Below are 19,132 nucleotides of genomic sequence, written 5' to 3'. Positions count from 1 at the left end.
TGGTGCAGCAATTAAAAGCCAAGTTAAATGAAACATTGCCCGCTTATATGGTGCCATCAGCGTTCGTGGTGATGGATGCTTTTCCTTTGACTGCGAATGGCAAACTGGATCGAAAAAGTTTGATGCAGCAAGTTCAGACCCGAGTAAGAAGAGAGTACGTTGCGCCGAGCAATGAAACGGAACAGCAATTGGTGACTATTTGGGCCGAATTATTAAAACGTTCGGAAGAAGACATCAGTGTTCTGGATAACTTTTTTGATTTAGGTGGTCACTCGTTATTATTGATGCGTTTAGTTGCAGCAATAGAACAAGCGACGTCTGTCCACCTGGATTTACGACAATTGTATTTGGAGCCAACCGTTAAAAAAATGGGTGATTGGATTGAATACTATCGAATGTCTAACGAACTGGAAGCGTCGATAAATAATGAAAATAACGATGAGATTGAAAGGGTGGAGTTTTAATGGACATTATTAACCTGATCAGCAAATTAAATAAACACAAAATACGACTTCAAGAAAACAACGGAAAACTTATCGTTGATGCTCCAAAAGGCGTATTGAACGAAGAATTTTCTGAGCTTATTCGTACCCATAAAAATGCTATCGTTCAATTTTTAAAACAAGAATCAACCTTTCAATCGAAAGTAAGTGATAAGCCAAGTATTAAGAAGGTTTCACGTGATGCGAAATTGGAGCATCCGTTATCGTTTGCCCAGCAACGCTTGTGGTTTATCGATCAACTGCAAGGCAGCAGTGTGGAATATAACATGCCAGCGGTGCTCGAAGTGGATGGCCGATTTGATGTGAATGCTGCAGAGCAGGCCATGATACGCATCATTGAACGCCACGAAAGTTTGCGCACTCACTTTGAAGCCAATGGTGATCATGCGGTGCAAGTGATTAAGGAAGTGTTTAACTTTCATTTACATCGTGTGGATTTACGAGAACTGTCAGAAAAAGCGCAAAAAGAGGCAATCGATCAATGGGTTGCAGAAGAAAGCGGTAAAGCATTCGATTTGTCCTCTGATTTGATGGTTCGCGTAACGTATTTGCATGTCACGGATGAGGCAGACGAACAACGTAATGTGTTGTTATTTAATATGCATCATATTGCGTCAGATGGATGGTCAATGAGTCTCTTGTTAAAAGAGTTTCTTGGTTTCTATCGATCATTGGTTGAGGGCTACCCGGTGTCATTGCCAGAGCTTCCCATTCAATACGCAGACTATGCGCATTGGCAACGGGAGTGGTTGTCGGGAGAAGTACTGGAAACGCAGCTCAGTTATTGGCGAGAGCAGTTAGCGGATGTGCCGGCCGTTCATAGTTTGCCATTGGATTACCCTCGACCGACGGTGAAAGGTCATCAGGGAGCACGGGTACACCAGCACTTGCCAGCGAAAACAGCCGAAGCGTTGCAACGGTTAGCACGAGCGCATCAATTGACGCCTTTTATGGTATTACACGCTGGGCTGTCGTTGGTACTGTCCCGACACAGCAACAGCCACGATGTGGTGTTGGGGACACCGGTAGCGAATCGAATGCAAGCGGAGTTGGAGCCGTTAATTGGATTTTTTGTAAACACCTTGGTGTTGCGAACACAAACCCGACACGACAGCTTGAATGAATACCTGAGTCATGTGCGCGAAGTGAACTTGGCGGCACAAGCGCATCAAGACATACCGTTTGAACAACTGGTGGAAGTGTGTCAGGTCCCAAGAAGCACTCAGCATACGCCGTTGTTCCAAATAATGTTCACGATGAACACCAATGAGCAGGTCGAGTTGTCGTTGCCAGGTGTGCGTTTCAGCGCGTTGGGTCAAGACGAGGTTGTCGCGAAGTTCGATTTGGACATTGGTGCCCATTGGGATGAAAACGGCATCGATGTAAGTTGGAGTTACGACACAACGTTGTTCAGTGCCGACCACATCCATCAATTGAGTGAGCATTTGATGCGCTTGTTAACGGCCATGGCTGAGCAACCGACTGCGCGATTGTGTGAGTTGTCGATGCTGTCAGAAGACGAGCAACGCTATCAATTGGAAACGCTGAACGACACAGTGGCCGATTACCCATCGGAGCAATTGATCCACGAACTGTTTGAGCAGCAAGTGAAGAAAACACCCGATGCGCTTGCGGTTCGTTTTGACGATCAAACGCTCAGCTATGCAGAATTGAATGCTGCGGCGAATCGAGTAGCGCATTACCTGCGCGAGCAAGGGATTGTTGCCGACCGTTTGGTGGGATTGTGCGTTGAGCGTTCCATGGAAATGGTGGTAGGGCTGTTGGGGATATTAAAAGCGGGCGGCGCTTACGTGCCACTGGATCCGAATTATCCTGCGGGACGATTGCAGTACTTGTTGGACGACACCGAGTTAACGGTGGTGTTAACACAATCTTCTTTGAAGTCACGATTTTCAGAACATTCATCGTTAACCCTTTGTGTATTAGACGATGAAACGTTTGCGCATGACTCCGAACAAAACCCAGAACGTTTGCCTCAACAAAACGCGCGCAACTTGGCGTATGTGATTTACACATCAGGCTCCACTGGCCAACCGAAAGGTGTGATGATTGAACATCGTAATACGGTGGCATTGCTGCACTGGAGTCACCACGCTTTTTCAAAAGAAGAGCTTTCACGTGTCTTGGCGAGTACGTCATTGAACTTTGACTTGTCGGTGTTTGAATTGCTCGCACCGCTCACCCAAGGTAGCGAATGCGTGGTGGTGAAAGACGCTTTGTCGCTGATAGAGCAGCCGGTTGATGTCACACTTATCAACACAGTTCCTTCGGCGATTTCTGCATTGCTTCAACAGAATGCGATACCTCAGGGTGTCAAAGTGATTAACTTGGCGGGAGAGCCGTTGCCGGGAGCTTTGTTGAATCAACTATTAAACGACGGTGTGTGTGAGCGGGTGTGTAATTTGTACGGTCCATCGGAAGACACAACGTACTCGACCTGGCAATCGTTTGATGAAGCCATTGAAGGCGTACCGAGTATCGGTCGAGTGATAGCGAACAGCGAAGCTTATGTGTTGTCGGAGCAACGTGAGTTATTGCCGTTAGGTGCGGTGGGTGAATTGTATTTGGGTGGTGCCGGTTTAACACGAGGATATTGGAAACGGGATGAACTGACAGCAGAGCGTTATGTGTCGCATCCATTTAAAGCAGGCGAACGACTGTACAAAACCGGAGACCGAGTTCGTTATTTACCGAACGGAGAACTGGCGTTTTTAGGGCGAGCGGATGAACAGGTGAAGTTGCGAGGGTTTCGCATTGAGTTAGGCGAAATCGAACATCAATTAAGACGGCAAGCAGGAGTCGAACAAGCCGTGGTGATGGTCAAGGAAGAACGTCTGATAAGTTATGTGGTGTTGTCGGATGAAGGGCTAACGGTTGATGTTCTCAGCGATGCACTCAAAAACGAATTACCAGATTATATGGTGCCCACATTTATCAAAGTGTTGGACGCAATGCCGTTAACCCCCAATGGCAAAATAGATAAGCGTGCGTTACCGGAAATCGACGATGATTTATCGGCAGAATACGTTGCTCCGGAGAGTGACACGGAACACGCATTAGTGGCTATTTGGGCAAGTTTATTAAAAAGAAACCCCGATTCTTTAAGTGTTATGGCCAACTTTTTTGAGCTGGGCGGGCATTCGCTGCTTATCGTTTCTATGGTCGCTGCCATTCGTGACCAGCTGAAACAAGAACTGTCTATCAAAGAGGTATTTAGCCACTCAAATATTCGAAGTTTAGCGAAACGAATTGAGTTGGGAACAGCACGGCGCGTGCAAACTAAAATTACACCGATTCAACGAGACAGTTCAACATTACCTTTGTCTTATGCGCAGAAGCGTTTATGGTTTATTGACCAAATGGAAGGTGGCAGTCCGCAATACAACATGCCTATCGCTTTAAAAATTGTCGGTGAATTTCATATTCAAAATGCAGAAAGAGCCTTAATTGAAATTATTCGCCGTCACGAACCTCTGCGTACTGTTTTTAAAGAACAGTCTGATGGCCCCGTACAAATTATTCGAGAACAGTTTGACTTTAAATTGAATGTCGAGAATTTATCGCACCTGTCAGGTGAGGCCCAAACAATCGGTGTACTTGAACGAGTTGAGAGTGAAGCTCGCAATACATTTGATTTGACGAATGATTTAATGGCTCGTGCATGTTATCTGGTGCTATCTGAAGAAGAAGGGCATCAAGAAGGTGTTTTATTGTTTAACACGCACCATATTGCTTCTGATGGTTGGTCACTCGATGTCATCGTAAAAGAGTTTGCCGCGCTTTATGAATCATATCAGTTAAAACAGACGCCAAGCCTAAAAGAATTACCCATACAGTACGCCGATTACGCACATTGGCAACAAAACTGGTTATCCGGAGATGTGATGGAAAATCAGTTGGCGTATTGGAGTGAACACCTTAAGAATGCGCCTATTGTGCACAGTTTACCGTTAGATTATCCAAGGCCAACCGTGAAGCAGTATGATGCTGAAGTTGTTCGCAGTTATATTGATAAAGATTTAAGTCAAAAGCTCATTAACTTCGCTCGCATTTATAAAATCACGCCCTTTATGTTATTGCATGCAGCGTTGGGATTGGTTTTAGCACGTCATAGTAGCAGTGACGATATCGTTTTGGGCACTTCGTTGGCAAATCGGCCACAACCTGAACTGGAGTCGCTCATTGGTTTTTTTGTTAATACCTTAGTGTTAAGAACATCGACATCGCACGAAACGTTCTTCGAGTACCTAGAGCACGTTCGGAAAATAAATATTGAAGCACAGGAAAATCCCGATCTTCCTTTTGAACAGTTGGTTGAATATTGCAAAGTTCCGCGTAGTACACAACACAGCCCGCTGTTCCAGATCATGTTCTTTATGAATACTACAGAGTTAAGCAGTCTTAATCTCTCTGGTTTAGAAATTAGTGCGTTAGAAGGAGCGAAAGCCAGTGCCCGATTTGACTTAACCATTACCGCACAACTCAATGAAATGGGGGGGAGTGTATCTTGGATTTATGACACCTCTTTATTCCGGCATGAACGAATTGAACAGATCAGTCGACACTTAGTTCAACTTTTAAAAGAAGTTGTTGCGCACCCTGAAGTTCGTCTTAATGAGTTGACTATGTTGTCTGAACAGGAAACTCATCATTTACTTCAAACATTAAATCAGACGGAAATGGAATTCCCCAAAAACCTCATGATTCATGAAGTTTTTGAACAGCAAGTAAAACAAAATGGTGACAAGTTTGCGGTTGTTTATGGTGAAAAATCTCTAACCTATAAAGAATTAAATTTTGCGGCTAATCAACTGGCTTATCATTTGAGACAACAAGGGGTTGGATCTGAAACCTTAATTGGACTTTGCGTTGAGCGTTCGCTCGAAATGGTTATCAGCATCTTAGGTATTTTGAAAGCTGGTGGTGCTTATATTCCGATGGATCCCACTTACCCTAAAGCACGACTCGAATATATGTTGAGCGATACACAAGTAAAGCATATGGTCATTCAGTCTCATTTTGTCGAAACGCTTAGCTTACCCCTTGATGATGTTACGCTCACGGTGATCGATGGCGAAGATTATGCAGGCAAGCGTCAGCAGTATCCTTCAGATAACTTGCCTCGCTTACGCAATCAAGGTGTGAATAATTTGGCCTATTTGATTTACACCTCCGGGTCTACAGGAATGCCAAAAGGGGTCATGGTTGAGCACATCAATGTTGTCAACTTTGTTAACTTTGCGCAAAGAGCCTTTATGCCCGATGGCGTTGAAGGGGCTGTCGTCAGTTCTCCTTTGGCTTTTGATGCAACCGTAGGATCGTTGTATCCACCGTTGTTTTGCGGGCGCTATATCGAAGTGTTACCCGATAACAAAGACATGTTGCTTCATTTGGAAAAATGTTTGTTTGATGATAAGCGTTCTTTATTATTTAAAATTACACCATCTCATCTCGAAGCCATTGCGAGTCACCAAGAAGACAAAAGCAATACCCAATCAAAACATGTTCTGGTGATAGCTGGCGAAGCATTGACCGAAGCACACCTTTATCCATGGCGAAATAAGTTATTGCCCAATGGTTGCTTTATTAACGAATATGGACCCACAGAGACAACCGTCGGTGCAACCACTTTTCATGACGTCGATCAAATGGATAAGTCAGCAAACAGTTCTCGAGGTGTCAGTATTGGTCGACCACTTGATAATACGCAATTATTTATTTTAGATGAGCACCAAACGTTACAGCCTTATGGCGTAGCGGGGGAGTTATATATTGGTGGGCAAGGGGTTGCTCGTGGTTATTTAAATCGGCCAGAATTGACACAAGAACGATTTGTCGCCAATCCCTTTAGCAACAACAAAAATGAGAGACTCTACCGTACAGGCGATCGAGTTCGATACGGGAAAAATGGAAACGTGGAGTTTCTCGGACGCTTTGACGATCAGATAAAACTTCATGGATTTCGCATCGAGTTAGGTGAGATCGATTCGGAGATTTTATCGTGTGAAGGTGTGCGTTCAAGTTTGGTTTTACTCAAAGAAATTGAGGCTGGCGATAAACGATTAATTGCTTATGTCATTCCAGAAGAAGATCAGGACGACTCCGTGCTCGTAGAACACATTCGTCAAACACTACGAAAACGACTGCCCGAATACATGTTGCCATCTTCATACATCGTGCTTGATGAATGGCCTTTAAGTCCCAATGGAAAGATTGACAAAAAAGCATTGCCGACAAGTGACGAACAGGTCACTGCTTCAATTTTTGTAGCTCCAGAATCGGATACAGAAAAGTCATTGGTGCTCATTTGGAGTCGATTACTTAAACTGGATCCGGAACAGATCAGTGTTACGGCAAACTTTTTCGAATTGGGAGGACACTCTTTATTAGCAGTACGTCTCGTTGCGGAAGTCAGAAAATCGTTAACGGAAGAGTTAGCGATTAAAGATGCGTTTGACTATCCCAATATTCGTCAGTTAGCTCAGCGTATTGATACTGAAAAACAAACGGAATTACGGCCGAGTATTACTAAGATCGAGCGTAATATTGACTTTTATCCGTTATCGTTTGCCCAACAGCGCTTGTGGTTTATCGATCAACTGCAAGGCAGCAGTGTGGAATATAACATGCCAGCGGTGCTCGAAGTGGATGGTCGATTTGATGTGGATGCTGCAGAGCAGGCCATGATACGCATCATTGAACGCCACGAAAGTTTGCGTACTCACTTTGAAGCCAATGGTGATCATGCGGTGCAAGTGATTAAGGAAGTGTTTAACTTTCATTTACATCGTGTGGATTTACGAGAACTGTCAGAAAAAGCGCAAAAAGAGGCAATCGATCAATGGGTTGCAGAAGAAAGCGGTAAAGCATTCGATTTGTCCTCTGATTTGATGGTTCGCGTAACGTATTTGCATGTCACGGATGAGGCAGACGAACAACGTAATGTGTTGTTATTTAATATGCATCATATTGCGTCGGATGGATGGTCGCGCGGTGTTTTATTGAAAGAGTTTATAGCGTTGTATCGCTTTATAAACGAAGGCTACCCGGTGTCATTGCCAGAGCTTCCCATTCAATACGCAGACTATGCGCATTGGCAACGGGAGTGGTTGTCGGGAGAAGTACTGGAAACGCAGCTCAGTTATTGGCGAGAGCAGTTAGCGGATGTGCCGGCCGTTCATAGTTTGCCATTGGATTACCCTCGACCGACGGTGAAAGGTCATCAGGGAGCACGGGTACACCAGCACTTGCCAGCGAAAACAGCCGAAGCGTTGCAACGGTTAGCACGAGCGCATCAATTGACGCCTTTTATGGTATTACACGCTGGGCTGTCGTTGGTACTGTCCCGACACAGCAACAGCCACGATGTGGTGTTGGGGACACCGGTAGCGAATCGAATGCAAGCGGAGTTGGAGCCGTTAATTGGATTTTTTGTAAACACCTTGGTGTTGCGAACGCAAACCCAACACGACAGCTTGAATGAATACCTGAGTCATGTGCGCGAAGTGAACTTGGCAGCACAAGCGCATCAAGACATACCGTTTGAACAACTGGTGGAAGTGTGTCAGGTCCCAAGAAGCACTCAGCATACGCCGTTGTTCCAAATAATGTTCACGATGAACACCAATGAGCAGGTCGAGTTGTCGTTGCCAGGTGTGCGCTTCAGCGCGTTGGGTCAAGACGAGGTTGTCGCGAAGTTCGATTTGGACATTGGTGCCCATTGGGATGAAAACGGCATCGATGTAAGTTGGAGTTACGACACAACGTTGTTCAGTGCCGACCACATTCATCAATTGAGTGAGCACTTGATGCGCTTGTTAACGGCAATGGCTGAGCAACCGACTGCGCGATTGTGTGAGTTGTCGATGCTGTCAGAAGACGAGCAGCGTTATCAATTGGAAACGCTGAATGATACAGCGGCCGATTACCCATCGGAGCAATTGATCCACGAACTGTTTGAGCAGCAAGTGAAGAAAACACCCGATGCGATAGCGGTTCGTTTTAACGATCAAACGCTCAGCTATGCGGAATTGAATGCTGCGGCGAATCGAGTGGCGCATTACCTGCGTGAGCAAGGGATTGTTGCCGACCGTTTGGTGGGATTGTGCGTTGAACGTTCCATGGAAATGGTGATTGGACTGTTGGGGATATTAAAAGCAGGCGGGGCTTATGTGCCACTGGATCCAAGCTATCCCGATGCACGATTGAACTATGTATTGGACGACACCGGTTTAACGCAGGTGTTGACACAGTCGGCATTGGCGTCTCGTTTTCCTGCTGCACTATCGGTTGTGTCACTGGACAGTGACGACTGGTTAACAACAGCCCACGATTATTCCGAGAAAAACCCTGAACATTTAGCAGAGCAAAATGCGCACAACTTGGCGTATGTGATTTACACGTCGGGCTCCACCGGTCAGCCGAAAGGCGTGATGATTGAACATCAGGCTTTAAGTAACCGATTGGATTGGATGCAGAAGGCGTATGGGCTGAGTGGTGAAGATAAAGTTCTGCAAAAAACCCCTTACAGTTTCGATGTGTCGGTGTGGGAATTTTTATGGACGTTGTGTTATGGCGCCGAACTGGTGGTGGCCAAACCGGAAGGTCATAAAGATCCAGAATACCTGAGTCAATTGATCGAAGAAACGGGCGTGAGTGTCATGCACTTTGTGCCATCGATGTTGAGTGCGTATCTGGCGTATCCCGTTGCGTCGTTTGCGGACAGTGTGCGACTGGTGGTGTGCAGTGGAGAAGCGTTAGGCGTGCAGGAAGTCAAAACGCTATCGGAACGAGCCCCGCAGGTGTCGCTGCAAAACTTATACGGGCCGACGGAAGCGGCGATCGATGTGAGTTACTTTGATTGTGCGACGTTAGGAGAGCGAACTTCGGTGCCCATCGGGCGACCGATCCAGAACATTGAGTTGTTGGTGTTGGACGCGTCCTTGAATGTGTGTCCGCAAGGTGTTGCGGGTGAATTGCACATTGGAGGCGTGGGCTTGGCGCGAGGCTATCTGAATAAATCGGCGTTAACGGAAGAACGATTTATAGCCCATCCGTTTAAAGCCGGAGAACGACTGTATAAAACCGGAGATCGGGTGCGTTATCTGGAAGATGGTCAACTGCAATATCTGGAGCGACTGGATAACCAGGTGAAAGTGCGAGGGTTCCGGATCGAATTGGGAGAAATAGAACATCAACTGACGCAGCAGCCGGAGGTGCAAAGCAGTGTGGTGATGGCTCAGAAAAGCGAGGCGGGTGAATCACAACTGGTGGGTTACGTAGAAGCGCCGGCGTGTGAAGATGAAGTGGCTTTGGTGCAGCAATTAAAAGCCAAGTTAAATGAAACATTGCCTGCTTATATGGTGCCATCAGCGTTCGTGGTGATGGATGCTTTTCCTTTGACCGCGAATGGCAAACTGGATCGAAAAAGTTTGATGCAGCAAGTTCAGACCCGAGTAAGAAGAGAGTACGTTGCGCCGAGCAATGAAACGGAACAGCAATTGGTGACTATTTGGGCCGAATTATTAAAACGTTCGGAAGAAGACATCAGTGTTCTGGATAACTTTTTTGATTTAGGTGGTCACTCGTTATTGATCATTAAACTGGTTTCGCTGATTAAGTCAGAGATGGGGGTTCAATTGAGTATCGCTCAACTGTTTACACTTAATACGATTCGAGAAGCGGCAAAAGTTATAGCGTTAATACAATTGAAAACAGAAGCGAATGAGCAGCTCAACCAGGTGGACGATATTGTGGAAATGGAGATCTGATATGCAGACTGTAGAGCATTTGCTTAAAGAAATTTACACCTTAAAGATTAATATCAGTGTTGATAATGGTAAGCTTAAGATTAAAGCACCAGAGGGTGCTCTTAAACCATCATTGGTTGAAAAAATTAAAGCCAATAAAGAAGCATTGATCCAGTTTTTATCGACTTATGATGAGTCGATTAATGATCTCACTTCTGTTGGTAAAATTGTACCTCTTGAGCGTTCTGAAGTTCTGCAATTACCATTATCTTTTGCCCAACAACGTTTGTGGTTTATCGATCAATTGGAAGGGGGAAGCCCACAATATAATATGCCTTGTGCATTAAAAGTTGAGGGACCGTTTTGTATTGATTCTGCTGAACTAGCGATTAAACGGATCATCCAAAGGCACGAGATACTCAGAACACGATTCGTTCAGTTTCAATCTGAACCTGTTCAACAAATTCAGCATGATTTTGAATTCATTTTAGGATACTTTGACCTCCGATCGTTTTCAAAAGCGGAAAGGAATTCGCGTGCTCAGCAATTGATACGGGAAGACAGTCGTCGGTCATTTGATCTTGCTCAAGACTTAATGTTAAGAGCATTTTTTATTCATTTAACTGGCCAAGGAAATGACGCTCAATCATCGGGCATTTTGGTATTTAATCATCATCATATTGCTTCCGATGGATGGTCGAGAGGGGTACTCACTCAAGAGTTTGTTGAGCACTACCAATCTATTTTGGAAGGAAAACCAGACACTTCTGTTCCACTTCCCATTCAATACGCAGACTATGCGCATTGGCAACGCGAATGGCTGTCGGGAGAAGTACTGGAAAAGCAGCTCAGTTATTGGCGAGAGCAGTTGGCGGATGTGCCGGCTGTTCATAGTTTGCCATTGGATTATCCTCGACCGCCGGTGAAAGGTCATCAGGGAGCACGGGTACACCAGCACTTGCCAGCGAAAACAGCCGAAGCGTTGCAGCGGTTAGCTCGCGCGCATCAATTAACGCCTTTTATGGTATTACACGCTGGACTGTCGTTGGTACTGTCCCGACACAGCAACAGCCACGATGTGGTGCTGGGGACACCGGTAGCGAATCGAATGCAAGCGGAGTTGGAACCGCTCATTGGATTTTTTGTAAACACCTTGGTGTTGCGAACGCAAACCCAACACGACAGCTTGAATGAATACCTGAGTCATGTGCGCGAAGTGAACTTGGCAGCACAAGCGCATCAAGACATACCGTTTGAACAACTGGTGGAAGTGTGTCAGGTCCCAAGAAGCACTCAGCATACGCCGTTGTTCCAAATAATGTTCACGATGAACACCAATGAGCAGGTCGAGTTGTCGTTGCCAGGTGTGCGCTTCAGCACGTTGGGTCAAGACGAGGTTGTCGCGAAGTTCGATTTGGACATTGGTGCCCATTGGGATGAAAACGGCATCGACGTGAGTTGGAGTTACGACACAACGTTGTTCAGTGCCGACCACATTCATCAATTGAGTGAGCACTTGATGCGCTTGTTAACGGCAATGGCTGAGCAACCGACTGCGCGATTGTGTGAGTTGTCGATGCTGTCAGAAGACGAGCAGCGTTATCAATTGGAAACGCTGAATGATACAGCGGCCGATTACCCATCGGAGCAATTGATCCACGAACTGTTTGAGCAGCAAGCGAAGAAAACACCCGATGCGATTGCGGTTCGTTTTAACGATCAAACGCTCAGTTATGCGGAATTGAATGCTGCGGCGAATCGAGTGGCGCATTACCTGCGCGAGCAAGGGATTGTTGCCGACCGTTTGGTGGGATTGTGCGTTGAACGTTCCATGGAAATGGTGATTGGACTGTTGGGGATATTAAAAGCAGGCGGCGCTTACGTGCCAATGGATCCGAATTATCCTGCGGGACGATTGCAGTACTTGTTGGAGGACACCGAGTTAACGGTGGTGTTAACACAATCTTCTTTGAAGTCACGATTTTCAGAACATTCATCGTTAACCCTTTGTGTATTAGACGATGAAATGTTTGCGCATTGCTCCGAACAAAACCCAAAACGTTTGCCTCAACAAAACGCGCGCAACTTGGCGTATGTGATTTACACATCAGGCTCCACCGGCCAACCGAAAGGCGTGATGATTGAACACCAGGCCTTTAATAATTTTGCATGTGCAATGAAATCAAAGTTAGGAGCATCCTTAAGTGAATCTTCTAAATTATTTGCCGTAACAACGCTGACATTCGATATTGCCGGATTAGAGTTGGTTGCTGCTTTGCTTCATGGTGTGGAAGTCGTTTTAGCTTCTACGGAAGACACAATGGATCCCAATAAAATCGCAGAGCAATTAGAACAACATAATATCAATATCATGCAAGCAACACCGGCAACCTGGCAATTGCTTGAAAGTATTGGATGGTCAGGAAGGCAACAGTTGGTTGTGTTATCGGGTGGAGAGGCGTTGCCAGTGCGGCTCGCCAAGTTTTTAATACCGCGGTGCTTTCAACTTTGGAATTGTTATGGTCCCACCGAAGCGACCGTTTGGTCTTTGGTTAACAAAGTATCTGAGTCAAACCTTCAAGACATGTCGATCACTTTAGGAGGTGCTCTTAATAATTACACTCATTTGATAGTCGACGAAAATGGACAGTTGAAACCATTGGGCACTGTTGGGGAACTTTGCATTGGGGGCAACAGTTTGGCAAGAGGGTACTTGAATCAAGAACAATTGACAAAAGAAAAGTTTGTTCCTAATCCTTACCCACAAATACCTGGCACTCGACTTTATAAAACGGGTGATTTGGCACGCTTTCGAAAAGATGGTCAAATAGAATTCATCGGACGCATTGATCATCAAGTCAAGTTACGCGGATTTAGAATTGAGTTGAGTGAAATAGAAAGCGTTTTGTCTCAATGCCCAGAAGTTTCACAATGCGCCGTTGCTGTGAAAGGACATACGATTGAGCAACAACGTTTGGTTGGTTACTTAGTACTGTCCGATGGTGAGCAAAAAAATAACATTAAATCGATAATTAATGACAAGTTAAAACATCAGCTACCGGAATATATGATTCCGTCTATTTATGTTCCACTTGAAAAACTTCCACTCACATCAAATGGTAAGATCGATCGTAAATCGTTGCCTGATCCAGACAATGGCACTTTGGACAGAGAGTACATCGCACCCGAAACTGAAAATGAGAAAAAAGTGGTTGAAATTTGGTCGAGCCTGTTAAGCGTTAAGGCCGAACACATCAGTGTTACGGATAATTTTTTTGAGCTGGGAGGTCATTCGTTACTCGCTATTAAATTAGCAACAGCTACCCAACATTCGTTTGGGCTAATCCATTATCCACTAAGCATTAAAGACATATTCGTGAATGCTACGGTAAAGTCACTTTCAGTGGAAATAGAAAATAAACAAATCCTTGAACAGCAAGAAAATATAAAAAATGAGATAGAAAAGTCTGTTGAGTTAGAGGAAGGAGAAATTTAATGCGAGTCAAAGATGTATTGGAAACTGCGGCATTGCGTGGCGTCTATCTTTATGTGGAGTCTGGAAAATTAAAATATAAAGCTAAGACTGGTGCGCTTTCGGATAGTTTACTTAAAAATATTAAATTGCATAAGGATGAAATTGTTGAGGTTTTAACTCGTAGAGCTTCGAACAACTCGGATTCTACAAGTGACTGCGTTATTGAAAAGACTGGCGCTTTGCAAGGGCCACTGTCGTATGCACAACAAGGATTATGGTTTATTGATCAGCTTGAAGGCAGTTCGACTCAATATAATATGCCTTTTGTTTTACATATGAAAAATGGACTTGATTTAGTAGTGGCTAAAGAGGCATTTAAATCAATACTTCATCGACACCAAATTCTCAGAACAACATTCCATACCAATGAATCTGGAGCTTTCCAAAAAGTTAATGGCTGTGAATACTTTGATATTGCGATTGTCGATCTAAGTGACGTTGATAAGCAAAATTTAGAGCTGTCGGTAAATCAATATATCTCGGAAGATGCAATTAAAGCGTTTAATTTGAGTGAGGATATGCTTCTCCGGGTGACATGGCTAAGACTAAAATCATCGGATGAAGAAGGAATATTGTTGATAAATACACATCATATAGCAGCCGATGAAGTATCGATTTCAATTTTTAGTGATGAGTTTGCAAAGTATTATGATGCTATATTCCATAAAAAATCCCTGCCTTTTAATGATTCGCCTGTTCAGTATTTGGATTATGCTCTATGGCAGCGTGAAACATTAAGTGATGATTACATTAATAATCGCTTAGCGTATTGGAAAGAAAAGCTTAAGGATATTCCTGTCGTTCACTCGTTGCCATTGGACTATCCTCGTCCAGAGCAACAAACTTATTCCGGAAGTAAGTACGCGGACTCTTTTGATGAGCAGCTTACACGGTCAATAGACAAGGTATGTAAAGAGCATAACGTTACACTTTTCATGTTTTTACAAAGTTTGTTTTCGATTTTGGTGATTCGTTGGAGTCAAAACTACGACGTCGTCATAGGTTCTCCATTTGACACCAGAACAAAAAATGAACTGCATGGTGTGATTGGATGTTTTATTAATACGTTATTGGTTCGGGTGAATTTGGAAAGTGATTCGGTATCATTCGCCGAATTTTTGGCAAACAATCGATTGAATATTCTGAATGCTTTTGAAAATGGCGATTGTCCTTATGAAAAAATAGTTAACGAAATAAAACACGAGCGTAGCTTATCGTACAGTCCTGTACATCAACTCCGATTTTATGTTCGAGACAATCTTGTTGCAAATAACATAGGCGATCCGTCAAGCGGACAGGATGACGACTTTTATGAGCAGAATATTACCAAATCGAAGTTTGATCTTTGTTTGCAAATATACAGAACTGCAAACGGACTTAAAGTTCACTGGCTTTATAATACGGATATTTTCTCACTGGAAAAAGTGAAGCGGTTTTCGGACAGTTTTAGGTTATTGACGGAAGGTGTTATTAATGATAGTCATCGTGCGATAAAGGATTATCCGATTGTATCCAATGCCCAATTAGAAACTCAGATTAATTGTTGGGGGAAAGGTCGACCACGAACGGAAAGCCTCATTCCAGTAAGCGTTGAATTTGAGCAAATAGCAACCCGTTATCCGAATCGCACTGCTGTGGTGATGGGACACGAAACTTGGACTTTTTCTCAGATTAAAGAAAAAGTTGATCAAACAGCTTGTGACTTACTTCAAGTTGTAAAAGATAAGGCACCCATTGCACTACTGTTAAATAATGGTGTTCAACGCATTATTGCAATTTTAGCAGCACTAAAAGCTGGTATACCTTATATTCCAATCGATCCTTCAAACCCTAAAAGTCGAGTTTCATTAATTATTGAAAATGCGAAACCATATCTTGTATTAACTGAAGAAGCGATGCTCGACACCATAAGCGAGAAAAGCATTCAATTTACGCTTATCGATAATCAGGGAAATATCGCCGATCGTAAGGACCGAAATAGTGAAACGATTGATGTTGAAAATATTGAAACCCAGTTAGATAGTGCCGCCTATATTATTTACACGTCTGGAACAACAGGATTACCAAAAGGTGTGGTGAATAGCCATGGAAACTTAAGTCATTTTGCAAATGTATTCATGGAACAGCTGGAATGTTTGAAAGTATCAGTGAACGATGGATGGCTATGGAACGCTTCATATGCTTTTGATGCGTCGATGAAAGGCTTGGTCGTACTTTGTAAAGGTGGAAAGTTGGTAATCCCCCAAAATAATGAAACCAAAGAGCCTGGCGCTTTGGTTAATTTAGTTCAAAAGCATAACATTCCTATTTTTAATGGTACTCCTGTATTGATAGGCTATGTTCTTGATGAATTGATTAAAGCCAACTGTGCGACAAACTTAATTGTCAGTGGTGATCAGGTGAGCTATGCGCTTTGGCAGCAGATTAATCAGTATTGTCAAGTGATGAATAAGAAAGCGCTTAATGCTTATGGACCAACTGAAACGACTGTAAACGCTACTTTTTCGATTCTTTCTACTGAACATGCTGTGAATATTGGGAGACCAGTTTCGGGCTCAAATGTATTGATTTTGGATAAAAATAAGGAGCTACTACCTGCTGGTGCGATTGGTGAATTGTATGTTGGAGGAGATGGTGTTGCGATAGGGTATTTGAATGATGAACGACTAACGCAGGATAAGTTCGTGTTTTGGGGCGAGGAACAGTCTCAAAGACTTTATAGGACAGGTGATCTTGTGAAGTTTTCGTCAGAAGGATTGATTGAGTTTGTAGGAAGAGTTGACAAACAAGTTAAAGTACGTGGCTACCGGATCGAATTGGCGGAAATTACTCAAGCAATAAAGACCGTTGAAGGTGTTCGAGATGTGGCTCTGGATTTAGATAACGATGTCAATGAAGATAAGAAGATTGTTGCGTATATACATTCAGAAAACCAATTGACTTATGACTGCTTGGCAGATGCTTTGTCAAAGCTTTTACCTGAATACATGATTCCGTCGGAATGGGTGTTTTTGGAAGAGATGCCATTGACTATAGCGGGCAAAGTTGATTATTCAGCTCTAAGATCAATTCGTCAACAGAAGTCAAATTTAGAAAGAGCTCGCTCAAACCATAATGAGCAGGAAAAGTTAAAAAATATATGGATGACTGTGTTGCAGAGAGACGCGATTGAAAACGACAGTGACTTTTTTAGGTTAGGAGGGCACTCACTGTTAGCGATTAAACTCATTAATGATGTTCATAAAGAGTTTGGCGTTGAATTAACGGTTCGTGATTTATTCAGTCATATGACATTTGAGTCTCAGCTGCAATTAATACAAGAACGAGAGTTGGAGGTAAAAAATAAAACCTTAAGTGTTAAGGATGCGCTTGTTGATATTTGGAAAAATCTATTAGGTAAAAATGATATCCAGTTAGATCATGACTTTTTCAAGTTGGGTGGTCATTCGTTATTGGCCATGAAACTGATTTCAGAGATCGATGAAAAGTTAGGTGTAAAGGTAACCGTTCGTGATTTATTTAGCTCCTTTGTCTTATCTGAACAAGTAAAGCTTATTGAAAATAAAGTAAGTGAACTGTCTGCACAAAGTAAGCCTTCAACTGAAAGTTTATTGAGGGCGATTTGGCAAGATGTTTTACAAGTTTCAACGGTTGAGCGTTCGGACGACTTTTTTCGACTTGGTGGTCACTCCTTATTAAGTATGAAGCTTCTTGCTCGGATTGAGGATGAATTGGGCGTTAAATTGAATGTACGAGATTTATTTAATCACTTCACGTTAGAGTCGCAAGTCGCTCTGATCGAGAGCTATAAGGAACCATTGGTATCGAATCAAGCCGTTAGCATTCAACCTCGAAATGCGGATGCGATTATTCCTTTATCTTTTGCTCAACAAAGGATTTGGTTTTTAGAGCGCTTGCGAGGTAAAAGCGCTGAGTACAATATGCCAAAAGCGTTTCGTGTTTCCGGTAGGTTTAATGTCGAAATGGCTGAACGCGCTATGCAATATATTATAGAGCGACACGAATCATTAAGAACGATTTATGCCGATAGTGAGAATGGTCCGGTTCAAAAAGTTATTCAGAAATTCAAATTTTCAATCAATCGAGTCGATCTTTCCGGACAAAATATCAACGCCGAAGAATGCGTACTTAAAAAAGTGGAAGAAGAAGCCTCGAAGCCATTTGATCTTACGCAAGATTTAATGGTTCGATTAAGTTACTTATTGATATCCAAGGAAGCGGATTCGGTAGAGGCTGTATTGACTTTTAATATGCATCACATAGCGTCAGATGGCTGGTCGATGAGTTTGTTAGTAAGAGAGTTTGTCGAAACCTATCTTGCAATGACTGATAATAGAGAACCTGATTTAGTGCCGCTAAGCATTCAATATGGCGATTATGCAATTTGGCAAAGAAATAAGTTGGAAGGCAAGCAACTCCAAGAGTTGAGCCAGTACTGGTTGAATCAGTTGCGTGATCTACCTGTAGTCCATAGTTTGTCTTTAGACTTTGCGCGTCCAGAAGTTAAACAGCATATTGGTGCAAAGATCTCCACACATATTCCAAAAAATATCGCAAATAAACTGGCGAAACTGTCTGAACAAAACAAAGTAACAAGGTTTGTTCTTTTACATTCAATATTTGCTTTACTTATGTCTCGACACACAAATAACAATGATATTGTTGTCGGAACGCCGGTTGCTAATCGAGATAATAAACAAATTGAGTCGTTAATTGGTATATTTTTAAATAATTTAGTTTTACGCACCAATGTACAACATGAAGCGAATTTTACAGACTATTTAAAACATGTGTTGAGTGTTAATTTAGAGGCTCAACTTCATAAGGAGTTACCTTTTGAGTATTTGGTAGAAATCAGTAATGTTTCCAGGAGTACTCAACATACACCCTTATTTCAGATTATGTTTACGATGAACAATAATGATCGGGTTGAACTTACAATCCCTTATGTTCAAATTAAAGGAATGGGACAGGAAGGTATTGTCGCTAAATTTGATCTGGATGTGGTAGCCGAGTGGACCGAAGAAGGCATATTCCTCAACTGGATATACGACAAATCAATATTTACAGAAAAGCACATCGCTGAATTAAGTACGCATTTTTCTCGTTTGCTATCTGCAATTTCGGACGATCCACATAAGAGATTGTCTGAATATTCGATGCTGTCAGAAGACGAGCAACGTTATCAATTGGAAACGCTGAATGATACAGCGGCCGATTACCCATCGGAGCAATTGATCCACGAACTGTTTGAGCAGCAAGTGAAGAAAACACCCGATGCGATTGCGGTTCGTTTTGACGAT

The 19,132-nt window shown here is 43.3% G+C and carries 4 protein-coding genes; all 4 read left to right on the top strand.

The annotated features are described in order from the left end of the window. A partial coding sequence (locus ACTUJY_RS20295; protein ID WP_463617965.1) for a phosphopantetheine-binding protein occupies positions 1–464 on the top strand: 464 nt, incomplete at its 5' end. Then, complete coding sequence (locus tag ACTUJY_RS20290; RefSeq protein ID WP_463617964.1) at positions 464–10,294, top strand: amino acid adenylation domain-containing protein; 9,831 nt, start codon at positions 464–466, stop codon at positions 10,292–10,294. The genes ACTUJY_RS20295 and ACTUJY_RS20290, both read left to right, overlap by 1 nt. A 1-nt stretch (position 10,295) precedes the next feature. Further along, positions 10,296–13,769 (top strand): non-ribosomal peptide synthetase, encoded by a 3,474-nt coding sequence (locus tag ACTUJY_RS20285; protein ID WP_463617963.1) that lies wholly within the window; start codon positions 10,296–10,298, stop codon positions 13,767–13,769. After that, positions 13,769–19,132 (top strand): amino acid adenylation domain-containing protein (locus tag ACTUJY_RS20280; RefSeq protein WP_463617962.1); only part of this gene is annotated, 5,364 nt, incomplete at its 3' end. The genes ACTUJY_RS20285 and ACTUJY_RS20280, both read left to right, overlap by 1 nt.

The sequence above is a fragment of the Pleionea sp. WD8-19 genome (assembly GCF_055326765.1).
Note: the sequence above shows the minus strand (reverse complement) of the source record. Positions and strands in the feature narration are given on the sequence as shown.